At 45.6% G+C, this 14487-nt stretch carries 11 protein-coding genes; 6 read left to right on the forward strand and 5 right to left on the reverse strand.

The genetic code is table 11. The features are described from left to right. Positions 1-12: 12 nt before the first annotated feature. The 4 genes from L21SP3_RS10060 to L21SP3_RS10080 form a co-directional block, all read right to left on the reverse strand. Positions 13-1296 carry an efflux RND transporter periplasmic adaptor subunit gene (locus L21SP3_RS10060; RefSeq protein ID WP_077541127.1) on the reverse strand — a complete coding sequence of 428 codons (1284 nt, stop codon included), beginning with the start codon at positions 1294-1296 and terminating at the stop codon, positions 13-15. 1 nt (position 1297) lies between these two features. After that, entirely contained in the window at positions 1298-2650 is a 1353-nt protein-coding gene (locus L21SP3_RS10065) for a TolC family protein (RefSeq protein ID WP_077541129.1), read from the reverse strand. Between the two features lie 769 nt (positions 2651-3419). Then, positions 3420-4901 carry an RNA polymerase factor sigma-54 gene (gene rpoN, locus L21SP3_RS10075; protein WP_077541133.1) on the reverse strand — a complete coding sequence of 494 codons (1482 nt, stop codon included), beginning with the start codon at positions 4899-4901 and terminating at the stop codon, positions 3420-3422. A gap of 164 nt (positions 4902-5065) precedes the next feature. Further along, on the reverse strand, positions 5066-7387 hold the full coding sequence (locus tag L21SP3_RS10080) for a glycoside hydrolase family 2 protein (protein WP_077541135.1): 2322 nt from the start codon (positions 7385-7387) through the stop codon (positions 5066-5068). 452 nt (positions 7388-7839) lie between these two features. On the opposite strand from L21SP3_RS10080, the gene L21SP3_RS10085 reads away from it, so the two are divergent. The 5 genes from L21SP3_RS10085 to L21SP3_RS10105 all read left to right on the forward strand — a co-directional run bounded on the left by L21SP3_RS10085 (position 7840) and on the right by L21SP3_RS10105 (position 12428). Beyond that, complete coding sequence (locus L21SP3_RS10085; protein ID WP_077541137.1) at positions 7840-8166, forward strand: ArsR/SmtB family transcription factor; 327 nt, start codon at positions 7840-7842, stop codon at positions 8164-8166. A gap of 67 nt (positions 8167-8233) precedes the next feature. Continuing rightward, positions 8234-9706, forward strand: a complete 1473-nt coding sequence (locus L21SP3_RS10090) for a permease (protein ID WP_077541139.1) — start codon at positions 8234-8236, stop codon at positions 9704-9706. 75 nt (positions 9707-9781) lie between these two features. Further along, positions 9782-10579 carry a universal stress protein gene (locus L21SP3_RS10095; protein WP_077541141.1) on the forward strand — a complete coding sequence of 266 codons (798 nt, stop codon included), beginning with the start codon at positions 9782-9784 and terminating at the stop codon, positions 10577-10579. Positions 10580-10592: 13 nt separating this feature from the next. Further along, entirely contained in the window at positions 10593-12134 is a 1542-nt protein-coding gene (locus tag L21SP3_RS10100) for a BCCT family transporter (protein ID WP_077541143.1), read from the forward strand. Between the two features lie 60 nt (positions 12135-12194). Beyond that, complete coding sequence (locus L21SP3_RS10105; RefSeq protein WP_077541939.1) at positions 12195-12428, forward strand: thioredoxin family protein; 234 nt, start codon at positions 12195-12197, stop codon at positions 12426-12428. A gap of 201 nt (positions 12429-12629) precedes the next feature. Here L21SP3_RS10105 and L21SP3_RS10110 read toward each other — a convergent pair whose 3' ends face one another. Beyond that, positions 12630-13853, reverse strand: coding sequence for an IS4 family transposase (locus L21SP3_RS10110; RefSeq protein ID WP_077541145.1), 1224 nt, complete (start codon positions 13851-13853; stop codon positions 12630-12632). Between the two features lie 148 nt (positions 13854-14001). Between L21SP3_RS10110 and L21SP3_RS10115 the strand changes: the two genes are divergently transcribed. After that, positions 14002-14487, forward strand: coding sequence for a thioredoxin family protein (locus tag L21SP3_RS10115; protein ID WP_227806767.1), 486 nt, complete (start codon positions 14002-14004; stop codon positions 14485-14487).

Here is a 14487-nt window from a genome sequence, read left to right on the forward strand (position 1 = left end):
TACTCCTGCTTATCAATGGTTATGGCCGCCAAACGATCCTTTGTTCAATTCAGCCTTTAGAGTAAAGGTGTTACTAACTGCGATGGTTTGGCCTTTACTTAAACCTGAAACCACTTCAACGTTCTTCCCGCTGCTTTTGCCTGTTTGAATATGGGCAGGCTTGAACCCGTGCTCAGTTTTGACAAAAACAACCTTTTCCTCACCGACAGTCTGCACGGCCGCTTTGGGAATAACCAAATCGTGCTGGGAATAAGCTGTTTCAATTACTCCGGCAGCGAAAAGCCCCGGACGCCATTTTCCGCTGGAATTATCAATTACAACCCGCGCAGAAGCGGTGCGCGTTGACTCTTCAACAATAGGACTGATATAATCAATGACACCTCGAAATTCTGCCGATATCTTATCTGCTTGGACAGTAACATTCTGAGATTCCTGAACCTCTAAAAGATTCTTCTGGTAAACAGCAAGAATCGCCCAGACCGTATCCATATTGGCTATCTCTAATATATCCGAACTCGAATTGACAAATTCCCCTTTAACGATGTCTTTTTTTATAACAGTGCCGTCAAAAGGCGATGTGATTTCATATCGGGTATAACTGGCATCAGGCATAACTGGGAGTTCTGCAAGATATTTCTCATCAAATCCCAAAGCAATAAGCTGCTGTTCTGCATTATTCAGATTGATATTTGCCTCGGCATTGGCTTCTCTGGCATCAAGATAATCCTGCTCGGATGAAACCTTCTTTTCCCATAGTTTCTTTTCACGTTCATAAGTGGCATTTGTTAATTCCCGCCGCTGAAGGGCAGATAAATAGTCTGATTTTGCATCTGCAAGGTTTCTGCTTTCAAGCACGGCCATAACCTCCCCCTGCTTAACCTGATCGCCCAAATTAACATTCACTTTTTGAACAATGCCGGCCACACGCGGAACAATGTGAGCAAGCTTATCGGGATTCAGCCGTATTTCACCAGGCAGTTTTACTTTTGTATGCAGTTTCCCTGGCATTGCCTCTGCTGTTTCAATCGAAAATTCAGCAGCCTCCGCCTCGGAGAGAGCGATATGACCGTCTTGTTCGCCGTGGTCGTCATGGTTTTCACTGCTTTCTTTATGCGCTCCATATCCTTCTGTATGCCCGTCAGGTTCGCTGTGCCCAATATCTGGCTTGTCTTTATGAAAAACTTCAGCTTTTGTTGGATGATTCATAAGCAGGAAGGCAGCAGCAATGCCAATCAATAAACCAAGAAACAAGGTTAAAGATGCTGCAATTATATTTTTAATTGTATGTTCTTTCATATCATTTCTCCATCTGAATTGTTTGTCCTGTAAGGCGTTCAATATTTGCTTTTGCCTTGTGATAAGAAACTAAAGAATCAATGTAATAAGACTCGGCTTGGAATAAAGTTCTCTGGGAATCCAGTACAGCAAGATATTCCGTCTTGCCTTGTTCATACGCTTCTTTTGCGGCTTGAAATGCAGCCCTTGCTCCGGAAAGGACAGCCTGTTTGGTTTTTACAGCCTGAGAATAAGAATTGCTCAAAGAACTGTAAGCCTCGGAAAGCTGGCTATAGATTTGCAGCTTTGCTTTTTTTTGTAATTGATGCGTCTTAAGCTTGTCATTTATCGCTGCAAGTTTATTCCCTTGATTTCTGTCATAAAGCGGGAGCGGAATAGAAAAACCAACGAAAAAGGAATTATCATCAGACTCATTGAAACGTTTTACTCCGGCACTAAACGTAATATCCTGAACACTGCGAGACTCCTCCAAATCTATCAAAGCATCTGCTTTATCAAGCTCAGCTGACCAGCGTGCGATATCGGGATTTTTTGAAAGCTGCTTTTTGAGCTTAGAAAAAGCAGGAACTGGTTCTATAAGCTCGAGTTCGCCTTGGACTTTTGTAAAAACCGGGCTCTCCGAAGACCAGAAGGAAGCCAGCTTCTCTCTGGATGATTGCAGTTTCTGTAAAGCCTGATTGTGTTGAATTTCCAATTTCGCTTTCAATACATTCGCTTTATCCTGCTCAATTGGAGGATCTTTACCAGCCTCTACACGCTGCGAAACTGTTTCAGCAACTTTTTCAGATAACGCCAATAATTCCTGATTTAGAGACAGAGTTCTCTGAGCCCCTAATACCTCCACAAACGCATTGGCCACATCAGTAAATACATCCAGACGTTTTGATTTATAATCCCATTCTGCAAGCTCAGTTTGAACAGAAGCAGCCTTCTTACGCTTTTGAGCCTTATCAGCAAGCTCAATCAGCTGGCTAACCGAAATAACAGTTTCAGCTGCATCAAAGCCGCTTTTGCCTCCAGAACCGCCAATCTCCTCTACCTCTACCCCTAATTCAGGATTAGGCGAAAGACCGGCCTGCAAAGCTCTTGCCTCATCCGCCCTTACCTGATACGAATGGGCCTTGAGCTCTGGATTATTCATCAAAGTTAAAGAAATGGCATCTCTGAGCGTCAAAACATCATTCGGCTCGGAAATCTCATATTTCTCATTACCTCTTGAGCTCTCTGACAATGAATTAGAAACGTTTAAGTACCGCTCTAAAGACGGTTTTTGCGCTAATGTCTCATCTCTGCCGGAATTTGTGCATCCAAGCAGCATAATAATTGATAGAAATGGAAAAAATATTTTAAACATAAGGTCTCCCAAAATAGCAGTCCAAACTATAAAAAACCCTTAAATGCAATGCACAGACAAAGTGCACTGCTGGTTTAAGGCTAATTAGAAAAGTCGCTATTTGGGGTTTATGTTAAAATGATAATTGTACGCAGGGAACCAAGGCAGGAATTGACTGAAGCTGAAAACTCTGAAGAAAGCTTGTATTTAGAAAAACGCAAGCTTCTGAAAATCGGTGCTAAAGAAACAGGCGGAGCCGAAACTATAGATTTAATTTGGCTGTGATTCTGATTTGTGTTTATATATTTCTTAAAAATCTGAGTATCCACACAAGGGCCGCAGCTGGAGCTGCTGTGAGAATATGGATGTATGGAATTTAATCGCAGCTTAGTTAAAGAAATGGCCGGATTAGAGCTGCTGCAAGAGTTGTTTACTGCAAATTCTATCTTGCTGTGGCCATCATGCGATTTACAATGAACAAGACCCTGAGCATTGCTGAATGCAAACAAAAAACTTACAAGGCAAAGAATGTGCAAGTTATATGTTCTTATGTTTTTTGTTTTCATAAATTAAATCGCAGATAATAATAATGCTAAAAATACTGCCTTAAAGTTCAGCTGCAATAAGCAGCAGGGCTATAGAATTTTGAATGATTTACGGTTTTAGTCAAGAAAAGTTTTCAGCTTGCACCTTCTTTCTGCAAATTGCTCCAATAAGTGCGGCAAAATAATTCTTTTTATAAACGTTCAGTTCATTAGAAAAGTGTAATTCTATACTTTAATTCGCAATACTATTCATACTGCTTTCTCATCTTTGCAGATGGTATGCCGAGCTGGTCTCTGTATTTTGCCACGGTTCTTCTTGCGATTTTGATGCCCTTTTTCTCCATCTCCTCGCAGAGCTTCTTATCGCTGAACGGCTTAGACTTATCTTCCTGTTCTATAACCTCCCTGAGCACCTCCTTCACAGACTCAGCTCCCATAGCCTCGCCGTCTTCAACGCCCTCAAGCTTGCCGCTGCTGAAGAAATCCCTAAGCGGAACAATCCCGTTGGGACACATCGCATACTTGCCTGAAACCGCCCTTGACACCGTAGCGATATGCACGCCGATATAATCTGCAATCTCCTGCATAGACAGCGGAACAAGGCCGAGCCTGCCCTTCACGAAGAAATCCTTCTGCTTTTTCACGATATACGCTGCTATCTTGAGCAGAGTTTCCCTTCGCTGGGCAATAGCCTCAATGAGCCATCTCGCTGAGCGGATATTCTCCTGAAGATACTTTTTCGTTTCAGAAGGCGTGTTTTTATCTGCCGCCATCTTCTCGTAATACTCGTTCACATTCAGCGGCGGGAGAGCCCCGCTTGCAAGCCGCACGATATAGTCGCCGTTTTCCGCGTCTTCCTCTACGATAATATCCGCCTTTACCGGAGCATTATCCATCTCCTGACCAAACAGAAGCCCTGGGCTTGTATCCAAATGAGAGAGATATTTCACAGCGTCTCGAAGTTGATCCATTTCGCAGCCAAGCTTATTTGCAAGCTCCGGGAGATGATTTGCAATCAGCAGGTCGTAATGCTCTCTCACCACCTTTTCAGCAAGCGGGTTTGCCGAATCATCCTGCTCTATCTGAATGAGAAGGCATTCACGTATGCTCCTCGCCCCTACGCCGGCAGGCTCGAGCTGCTTTACGAGCTCGTGCGCATTTTTTACCGCATCGGAGCTGAATTCAGCCGAATCTTCAATCTCCTCAAGCTCGGTATTGAGATAGCCCCTCTCATCGAGGCTTCGGATTATGTATTCGCCGGCCTGAAGAGTTTCGCTGTCTGTATTGAAAAGACGCCACTGATCCAGAAGGTGCTGCTGAAGCGAGATGCCTGAATCTGCTGTGTTCTGCAGTGCGTCCATCTTCGGGTCTTCATCGGAAGCATAAGATTTCAAAGGAACATAAACATCTTCTTCGCCGCTGTACTCGCCGAAGTCGTTTGACAGATTATCGAGCCTTTCAAAAGAATCGGAGCTTTTTTCAGGGGATACATCCAGCTCTTTTTCATCAAAGGAATCTTCGGACTGCTCTGGAGGCTCTTCCTGCGCATCAATGCTCTCTGCGCTGTCAACCTCGAGAACAGGGTTGCTTGTAAGCTCGGTGGCAACCTTCTGTTCGAGAGCCATAAGCGGCATCTGCAAGACCTCCATCGATTGAAGCATCGCCGGGGTGAGCTTCATCTGGAGTTCCTGTTTGAGCTGTCCTGTTAGTTGGAGATCCATTGCCATTTTTTATGCTTCCAGTGTAGTTAGATTCCAAGCAAATTTTACCCCGAAAACGCTTTGAATCAAAGGAAAACTGAAAGCGCAATACTCGCTCTTTACTCCATAAAACGAAAAGCGGGGCAGCCCTTTAGCAAAGAAAGCCCCGCCTGAAAGCCAAAGCGGAAAAATTACTCGGTTATTTTGTCAATGCTCAGGTCAAGCAGTTCAAAGTTTAGTGTGTTCTCCACTTCTATCTTGAGCTTATGCGAGCCCTTGCTCAAAAGCCCGCACTGGTCTTCGGTAAGCTGAACGCATGTTATGCGGGTTTCTCTCTTTTTATGCCTTGAAAGGTCGTCGTAAACCAGATTATCATCGATATAAACCTTTAGATAGCCGTATTTGTCTCCCTGATGCTCGCTGCGCAGCTTAACATTGACAACCGCCTGCTTCGGCTTTTTATCAACATCAAATCCGGTTGTGTAAACGGCAGAATCGCCTTTGGCAAGATTTTTGATCTCTTCTCTGCCTGCTGAAATAGGAAACTTAACTCTCCGGCCTTCATATCTCCACTCACTGCTGAAAGGCAAAAGAGCATGCCTTTGAGAAACGGGCTCATAAAGCACCTGATGGATCTGATTGAGCTTTTCGGGAGCTATCTTGCTTACTTTTCTGTCTAAAGTGAGCCATCCGTTCTGTTCGTGTCGCATATCGGTAAGCTGAGTGTAAACGGCGCCTGAAAGCCCGAAATAACGCTCTTTAGCAAGCGTTTCGATAAACCGCTGATAATGGGCTGCCATATTTTCCTGCGAGAAAAGAGGCCGCTTAATATCGGTTACAAAATCCCTGTCTGCTGCGTCAGTATTAGATTGCATGCCGCCTCTTCGGTCTCTGCCTTCAACCTTGAAATCCGGATTCTCCGGCAGGGCAGGCTCGGGATACTGAACCCAGTTATGCCCTTTTACAGGCACATTAAATCCGCCTATCTCTCCCATAACTACCGCTCTTTCAGGCTCTTCAGCCGGTATTGTAACCGCTGGGAAACGCGAATATTCGTGCAGATCTCTTATATCAGCGAGGTTGTCAATATCTGTCCATCCGCTCGCTGCGGAAACAAGATACTCCGGCGAAAGCATCATATCGGCCTTCTTTACTATCCTTTCAGTATCGTGCTGTCCCCAGCCTTCGTTAAACACAATCCATTTTAGGATTGAAGGATGAGTGTTCAGCGAGTCAACAAGCTCTTCCTGCTCGCTGAACCATCGCCTGCTCTCTTTTGAATCTATTTTCCGCTTGGGGAAAGGCTTATTGCATACAAAATCCTGCCATACGATAAGCCCGAGCCGGTCGCAGTGGTAGTACCAGCGGGAAGGATTTCGCTTGATATGCAGGCGTACCATATTGCAGCCAACCTGCTTGAGGTATTCAAGCTCAAAAACCATCGCCTCTTCCGCTGGAGGCGTTAATACGCTTCTGGGCCAGTAGCTCTGGTCTAAAGGGCCGAACTGGAAGAGCGGCTTGCCGTTCAGAAGTATTTGAGGGCCTTTTCGGGATGGGTCTATCGACAAATCACGAAGGCCGCAGTAGCTGGTGAAACGGTCTATAACCTTATCGCCCCTTTTAAGAGCAACTTCAATATCGTAGAGGCAGGGATTGTCGGGAGACCAGCCTTTGGGGCTGTCTATGTGCAGATCAATCTGCTTATCGGCAGGGGCTGTTTTCTCAGCTGCAAGCTTGCCGCTGTCGTAAATCTTCACTTCCGCCTCTGTTGTCCCGGCAGGGATCTCGGGAGCATCAATACATAAACTAATCGCAGATTTCTTTAAGCTTGCGCTGATGTCTAAATCTCTGGCAGCTCCCTGATTTACCGGCTCCATCCAAACTGTCTGCCAGATACCGCTGCTGTTGGGATAATTTGAGTTCCAGCGGTTTGGGTTGCCTTGCTTGCCGCAGCTTGTGAAATATTCTTTGCCCGAATTGTCCCACACACGAACAACAAGCTCCTGACTGCCTTCAGGCTTCAGGAAGTTTGTAATATCAAAGGAAAAAGGCGAGTATCCTCCTCTGTGGATTCCGGCGAATTCCCCGTTCACGTAAACTGCTGTTTCCCAGTCTGAGGCCTGAAAATTAAGCCTTATTCGCCTGCCCTCCCAGCTGCTTGGCACAGTAAAACTTCTCTTATACCACATCCAGTCGTCAAGGGTAATCTGCTTGTGTACGCCTGAAAGCTGAGATTCAAAGCAGAACGGAACGAGAATCTTTCCGTCCCACTCCTGCGGCTCTGATTTACCCTTTGGAGCTATCGCATAATCCCATTTTCCGTTGAGATTCTTCCATTCCTCACGCACAAGAGTTGGGCGGGGGTATTCAGGAAGCGGATTGTTCTCGTTCACTTTGCTGTCCCAAGGCGTCTGAACGGGAGTTTTCATATCTGCCTTCGCAACCGGGTAGATATTAATAATAAAAGTAAGAATCAGAAGGTGAATCAAAACCTTAAACTTCGACATTATCATTTTCAGTCTCCTTTAATAATAAATTTGCTTGCTGTTTAATATCGTTCTGTCCTTTTTTTAACGTTTTATTTTATTTTTTTTGCAAAATAACATATTAACCAGCAAATTAGTCAGAGTGCAGATTTCAGAACATGGGTTTAACCGATTGATTTTCAATACAAAGCTGTTTTTCCAAAGGCTCATAACAAAATCGCTGATGTATGGGCGGAATGGCCGCTGCGTGCCCACTTATTCCGCCCGAATGCGGCGTGTGAAAGAGGGCAAATAAGTATTATCGCAGATTAGCGGTTAAACGACCTGGCAGGATTAACCGTATTGAAGTTAATTATCGACAGATTCTCGCGGATAGCATCAGCGAAAATCTATGGACAGAAAATAATATTTTTCTATTGAACATTTGTACAAATGCCTTAGTATGTGAGTGAAATGTAACGCAGTAATGGAGATAGGTTTTGAAAACAGAGACAATGCAGCTTTATGAGCTGAAGGCCGAGATAATTCAGGCCGCCGCTCACCCGCTAAGGCTTGCGGTGATTGATTTTCTCGCAGGCGGGGAGCAGTGCGTATGCGATATCGCCTCTCATCTGGGGGCGAAGCGGTCTAATGTTTCAAGGCATCTTTCTATGATGGTAAGGGCAGGCGTGCTTGAGAGCCGTAAAGACGGGCTCAAAATGATGTACTCACTGAAAACGCCCTGTATTGTGAATTTCCTCGAATGCGTAGATCAGGCTCTCAGGGAGAGGATTCGGAGCCAGAGCACATTGCTCGAGAGAGAATAAAAAATTTTAAGCGAATATGTGAGTATTTCGTTGCATAGTAACTTATATGAAAGGATCATTGCAGGCTATGGATTGGGAAAATGAATGGAAAAAACTGGCAGCTATAATCGCTGTTTTTCTGGGCTGTTTTTATCTGCCGGTAGGCTGGGGACGTTTCGATAATGCAATAATGGAATCGCTTCATCTGGTTAAATGGTATGCCCGCGAACACGTTCTGTTATGCCTCGTTCCTGCGTTTTTCATAGCAGGGGCTGTTTCGGTATTTGTCAGTAAGGCTTCTGTGATGAAGTATCTCGGGGCAAAGGCCAATAAGATTCTCGCTTACGGCGTCGCCTCGGTATCGGGGATGATACTTGCGGTTTGCTCCTGTACAGTCCTGCCGTTATTCTCCGGCATATATCGTATGGGCGCTGGACTCGGCCCTGCAGTTGCGTTTCTCTATTCCGGCCCAGCAATAAACGTTCTGGCAGTAATCCTCACAGCCCGCATCCTCGGCCTCGAACTCGGGATAGCCCGGGCAGTGGGGGCGGTAGTATTCAGCGTTGTTATCGGGCTGATAATGCATTTTATATACCGCAAGGAAGAGCTCGAAAAGGCTGGAATGCAGGTGAATATGGGCGAGCCAGAAGTTTCCCGTCCGCTCTGGAAAAATGCTTTATTCTTTGCGGTTATGATTGGAGTGCTTGTATTCGCAAACTGGGGCGCTCCGAATGATTTCCATTTCGAAACCGAAAGCGGCAAAACCTTCCGCGCAGCAGTGATAGAGTCCCCTGAGGATTCCGGCAGCGAAAACGGGGTTTACGTGCTTAAAATGCTCGGCGGGGAAGATGCCGGCGAGGAGGCTAAAATCAAGGCTGAGAATATTCTCAGCAAGGAAGCGCAAGCTGGCGCTTGGACTAGCATCTGGAAGCTTAAATGGGCGATTACTTCTATATTTGCAGCCGCATTGGCGGTAATACTTATTTTCTGGTTTACAATTCCTGCGTGGAAAATTATAGTCGCAGCAGTGCCTGTTGTTATTCTTGCTTTTGCCCTCCCGATGGAAGGAATGATGGTGATGTTCCCGTTTGCCGCAGGTGTAATAGGCCTCTCATGGGCAGCAAGCACTGCAGAAGGCGAAGGGCAGGAGTGGTTCAGCTCTACATGGTCTTTTGCCAAACAGATTCTGCCTCTCTTGTTTTTCGGGGTGATTATCGCAGGCGCTCTTCTCGGCAGGCCGGGAAACGAAGGCCTTATACCCTCGGAATGGGTAGCTCGGGCAGTAGGCGGGAATTCGCTCTCTGCAAATCTTTTCGCCTCGGTTGCCGGCGCATTTATGTATTTCGCCACGCTTACAGAGGTTCCGATTCTTCAAGGGCTTATCGGAGCAGGTATGGGCAAGGGGCCGGCTCTGGCTCTGCTTCTTGCGGGCCCGGCTTTGAGCCTTCCGAATATGCTGGTGATTCGTTCGGTGATGGGAACACTGAAAACGATTGTTTTTATAACGCTTGTGGTGGTGATGGCAGCGATTTCCGGAATTATTTTTGGAACTTTCTTTTAAAAATGCCGGCATTTAATTATCATATTACAAATTCGGCCATTTTTTTAATTAAAATTTTAAGGGCAGCAAGATCCGATGTTTAACACTGCTGTAATAAAACTTGACCTCAAAGAGCCCGCAGAAAAACTGCTGGAGATGGCGGAATTTATGCAGCATTTCGGCACAAAGACCCTGCATATAATTTCGACAGCTGATAACCATGGAAACCGAAAGAGCATCAATGCGAAAACTGAAGAGGCGGCCGAGAAATTCCGCTCCCTCGGATACAGCTGCCAAGTGCATATCCGAAGGGGAAATCCTGCAACTCAAACGCTCAAACTCGCTGAGGAAATAAAAGCCGACTACATCGGCCTCTACTGGATTCCCGCGAGCGTAATACGAAGGGCTCTTCTGGGGAGCGTGGATGCTGAGATACTCTGGCGTTCGAGTATGCCTGTTTTTGTTTATAAAAGACGGCGATACCTTGAAAAGAAAAAGAAGCTGGAAAGCCTGCTTTATGCCACAGATTTTCAAGATACAGACAGCAAGGTTTTGCCGTATCTATGCCATCAGAAGAACCCGACTGTCAAACTGCATCTGCTGCATGTAGGCGAGCGTGCGCCGGATCCTTATGCAGAAAAGCAGAGGCGGGAGCTTGCGAAGAAGAACCTCTCACGTCTTGCGGAAAAATGCAGCACGGCTTTCGAATCTGTGGAGCAGATTGAAGTGGCGGGCTGGCCGAAAAGACGCATACTCTTCCAGGCCTGGAGCAAAGATGTTGACTTAATCGTGCTGGGGCAGTCTGACAAGGCAAGCACCTTCGAAAAAATCCTCGGCTCCACTGCTGAGGCTGTGGTTCATAAATCAAGACGCAATACCCTGCTTATTCCGTAGATGAGGTTTTAGAATGCAGTTTGCAAAGAAGAATCTGGTTTTCATTGTCTCGCTTATCAGCGCTGGAATGCTGATTCTGGTCGGGGCATTCAACCCCAGCCTGCTCGACAAGGCATCCGAAACAATTTATCAGTCTATCATTGACAATTTCGGGTGGTCTTATCTTATAGCGGCATTTTTCTTCCTCGTCTTCAGTATATGTATTGCATTCAGCCGGTTTGGGGATATTAAGCTGGGCAGCGACTATGAAAAGCCGCAATACTCATACTTCGGCTGGTTCAGTATGCTTTTTGCAGCGGGTATGGGTATTGGTATTATCTTCTGGGGCGTAGCTGAGCCGCTGAGCCACTATCTCAACCCCCCAGACTACATCGATAAGCAGTCCGGAACAGCGGCAAATTTCGCCATGCAGTACAGCTTTTTCCACTGGGGACTTCAGCCATGGGCGGTGTATATCACGATGAGCCTTTCCATAGCGTATTTTTCGTTTCGAAGGGGGATGCCCACGCTTATCTCGAGCTGCTTCTATCCGCTGATAGGCGAGCGGATTTACGGCACACTCGGGTATCTGATCGACATACTTGCTGTTTTTGCAACGCTCTTCGGGATTGTAACCTCGCTCGGACTCGGAGCGATGCAGATAACAAGCGGGCTGGGCTCGGTGTTCGGATTTGCCGATTCATTCGGGATTACAGTAGTGATTATCGCAGCGGCAACAGTGCTTTTCCTTATATCGAGTATGACAGGGCTTGATAAGGGCATACAGATACTGAGCAAAATGAATATCCTGCTTGCCATTGTGCTTCTGCTTTTTATGTTCATCGTTGGGCCGACGAGCTTTATAATGAACACTTTTACAAATACTCTGGCAGATTATATGTCTAACCTGCTGGATATGAGCCTATCGACAAACCCCTTCACAAGCTATCAATGGACGCAGACATGGACAATTTTCTACTGGGCGTGGTGGATATCATGGTCTCCGTTTGTGGGGCTGTTTGTGGCGAGCATATCAAGAGGCAGGACAATACGGGAGTTTATCATAGGGGCTCTGCTAGTGCCGACAATCCTGAGCTTCGCATGGTTCAGCGTGTTTGGCGGATCTGCATTCAGCCTTGAACTGGGCGGGGCAGATATTGCTTCTGTTGTATCGGAGAACGTATCTGCGGGGCTTTTTGAAGTGTACAGTCACTTCCCGCTTACCGCAGGGCTCTCGCTGGTTACCGTTGCGCTGCTGGGGGTTTTCTTTGTAACCTCTGCTGATTCGGCTACCTATGTTTTGGCGATGATGACCTCTAACGGGAAACGTACTCCCTCGGCCGGCAAGAAGATTGTATGGGGGCTCACGGTTTCGCTTACAGCGGTAGTGCTGCTGAGCTCAGGCGGACTGCACGCCTTGCGGAAGATGTCTATCGCTGCCGCCCTTCCGTTTACTCTGATTATGCTGTTTATGAGCTGGAGCCTGCTGAAAGGCCTTAAATATGAATACAGCCAGAGAAACAGCGAGCATATCAAAAAACAAATCGCCCGCTCAAAAGGCGCTGATAAATCTTAAAAGCGCTAATACGGGCTTTTGAAAGCAGATTTTATAATCAGTTCATTAGGAGAATCAAAAATGAAAAAGATTCAAATTTTAGGTACAGGCTGCCCAAAATGCAGAAAGCTTGCTGAAAACGCCGAAGCTGCCGCTAAGGAGCTTGGAATAGAATACGAAATCGAAAAGGTTACACAGCTCAACGATATTATGCAGATGGGTGTTATGATGACGCCGGCCTTAGCGATTGACGGTGAAGTAAAGATAACCGGCAAGGCGGCTCCGCCTGATGATATCAAAGCGATGCTTGCCTGAGAACCATTTTTTACATTCAGTTCACAGCCATCCCATAAGTCCATAAATTTATCGTTGAGGGCTTGTTTATTGTATTAAAACGCCCTTTTCTTGAAGGATTTGAATTACCCCAGTTTGCATTTTTTTGCTTTTGTTCAATTGGCAGTTTTTTGCTCAATACTGCCCGCTCTCTTTTCACCTCTTTATTTTCGTAAAATCTTGCTACATATTAAAACCCGGCAAATAAGCCTGCTGAGGGCTGCCAACCATACGCGGTGAACCACGTGCTGTCCCACAGGCAGCCATAACGCTAAAAACATCCAGCCGGCTGAATAATACACCCCTCAGTAAAGTAAACAATCGGCTGAATGCTCCTTTCCACTGACCGAGGAAACCTATATACCTTATTAAAATATAAGCCAGCATAGCCGTCCATACTTGCCATAGAATTGCTTTTTGGCTATGCCCTAGGAAATCGCTTAGCTGCAAAGTCTGTTTTATCTGCTTGAAAAACACCTCTATACCCCAGCGGCACTTATATAGGTCGCAAATACTGCTCGGCGCCCACTGCATATTGTTCGTGATAAATTTCATAAGCTTTTTCTCGCCGTTAATTTCCACATAAGCCTTAACTAAACGGAGCTTCTTCGGGTATGCCTCGCGGCTTTTCGGCATTTCAAGTTCAATTAAAGCATCGTATTGGATATTACCTTTTGGTTCTGTATTCTGTTTAACAAAACGATATTTCATATTATCTTTGGCTCTGGTAACCCAGAATAATTCTCGCCTGTCAAGATCTGCTAGATGCTTAAAATCCACGTAAGCCTTGTCAAAAACCGCTATTTCGCCGCTTTTAAGGTCCTGACAGAGCTGATAAGCTTCTGTCGAATCATGGGTTGAGGCTTCTTTTACAATAGCAAATTGAGGCAGGAACGTCTGGAGATTCAGCTGCATATGGCACTTTGCAGCCGCTTTTCGTCTGCGATGTTTAGCCCAGTCAATACAGTTGGCTACAAGCTGGATCGTGGTTGAGTCAACCGCATATATTGCTCTCTTAAAACGCCTCGGAAGGCCGGAATACTTATGGCCTCTCCCAAAATCAAGATGTTTGTTCTGGATATGGGACAGCACCTCCCAGAAGAGAGTCTCTGCCATAAGAGGATCTCGAACCCTGTTTGCATGAGAAAGCCCATTCCTGCTTGAAGGGGTTGCACGGCGGATAGGAGTCAAAGCTCCAGAATGATTACGCAATGTGTCGGAAACGTCGTTGAGCGAGAGACTGTGAGCAATCTGGACATGAAGCATAGATACAATGTGCGACCAGCAAGAAAATGTTCGTGATTGCTTGTCAATACCGAAAGACCGAGACAATTTTGAAACAAGATGTGCAGGAATATGTTGGCATATTTGCTTAAGAATGCTATATTGATGTTTGGCGGGTGTCATGGGTTACTCCTAATTTGTTTAATTAGACTGAAAGAATTAGTGTAACTCATACCCCGCTGATTTTAAAGAAACATCTTGTATTTTGCTCTTCTATGGGATGGCTGTGCATTCAGTTTACAAAAATCACTCAGCAATTTAGGGGAAATTTATGAGCAAAACAGGAAAAATAATTATTGTCGCGGTGCTCATTGCTTTGGTTTCGATTGTGATAGCAATGAAGCAGAGAAATGGTACAGAAGCTGAGCCTTCTTCTGAGAAAACGGCGGCCGCAAAGACAAATCAAAATTCCGAACAAACTCATTCCGAACAAACTCAAACCACCCAAAAAAATCAGGATGCTGAAAAGCTGCCTCATCTAGTTGATTTGGGGGCGGGCAAATGTATTCCCTGCAAAATGATGAAACCAATTCTCGATGACTTGAAGAAAAACTACAACGACCAATTCAAGCTGACATTCATCGATGTATGGGACAATCCGGAAAAGAAGAAAAAGTACGAGATAAAAGTTATTCCCACTCAGATCTTTTATGATTCAGACGGCGAGGAGCTGTTCCGCCACGAAGGATTCTATTCAAAGGAAGATATTTTAAGCAAATGGGAAGAGCTTGGTATAGAGATTCAAAAAGAAAGATAG

This window comes from Sedimentisphaera cyanobacteriorum, from assembly GCF_001997385.1.
Taxonomy (GTDB): domain Bacteria; phylum Planctomycetota; class Phycisphaerae; order Sedimentisphaerales; family Sedimentisphaeraceae; genus Sedimentisphaera; species Sedimentisphaera cyanobacteriorum.

Bases quoted from the DNA above. Each gene is read 5' to 3' on its own strand.
- L21SP3_RS10060 (WP_077541127.1), bottom strand. From the start codon at position 1,296: ATGAAAGAACATACAATTAAAAATATAATTGCAGCATCTTTAACCTTG.
- L21SP3_RS10065 (WP_077541129.1), bottom strand. From the start codon at position 2,650: ATGTTTAAAATATTTTTTCCATTTCTATCAATTATTATGCTGCTTGGA.
- rpoN (WP_077541133.1), bottom strand. From the start codon at position 4,901: ATGGCAATGGATCTCCAACTAACAGGACAGCTCAAACAGGAACTCCAG.
- L21SP3_RS10080 (WP_077541135.1), bottom strand. From the start codon at position 7,387: ATGATAATGTCGAAGTTTAAGGTTTTGATTCACCTTCTGATTCTTACT.
- L21SP3_RS10090 (WP_077541139.1), top strand. From the start codon at position 8,234: ATGGATTGGGAAAATGAATGGAAAAAACTGGCAGCTATAATCGCTGTT.
- L21SP3_RS10095 (WP_077541141.1), top strand. From the start codon at position 9,782: ATGTTTAACACTGCTGTAATAAAACTTGACCTCAAAGAGCCCGCAGAA.
- L21SP3_RS10100 (WP_077541143.1), top strand. From the start codon at position 10,593: ATGCAGTTTGCAAAGAAGAATCTGGTTTTCATTGTCTCGCTTATCAGC.
- L21SP3_RS10105 (WP_077541939.1), top strand. From the start codon at position 12,195: ATGAAAAAGATTCAAATTTTAGGTACAGGCTGCCCAAAATGCAGAAAG.
- L21SP3_RS10110 (WP_077541145.1), bottom strand. From the start codon at position 13,853: ATGACACCCGCCAAACATCAATATAGCATTCTTAAGCAAATATGCCAA.
- L21SP3_RS10115 (WP_227806767.1), top strand. From the start codon at position 14,002: ATGAGCAAAACAGGAAAAATAATTATTGTCGCGGTGCTCATTGCTTTG.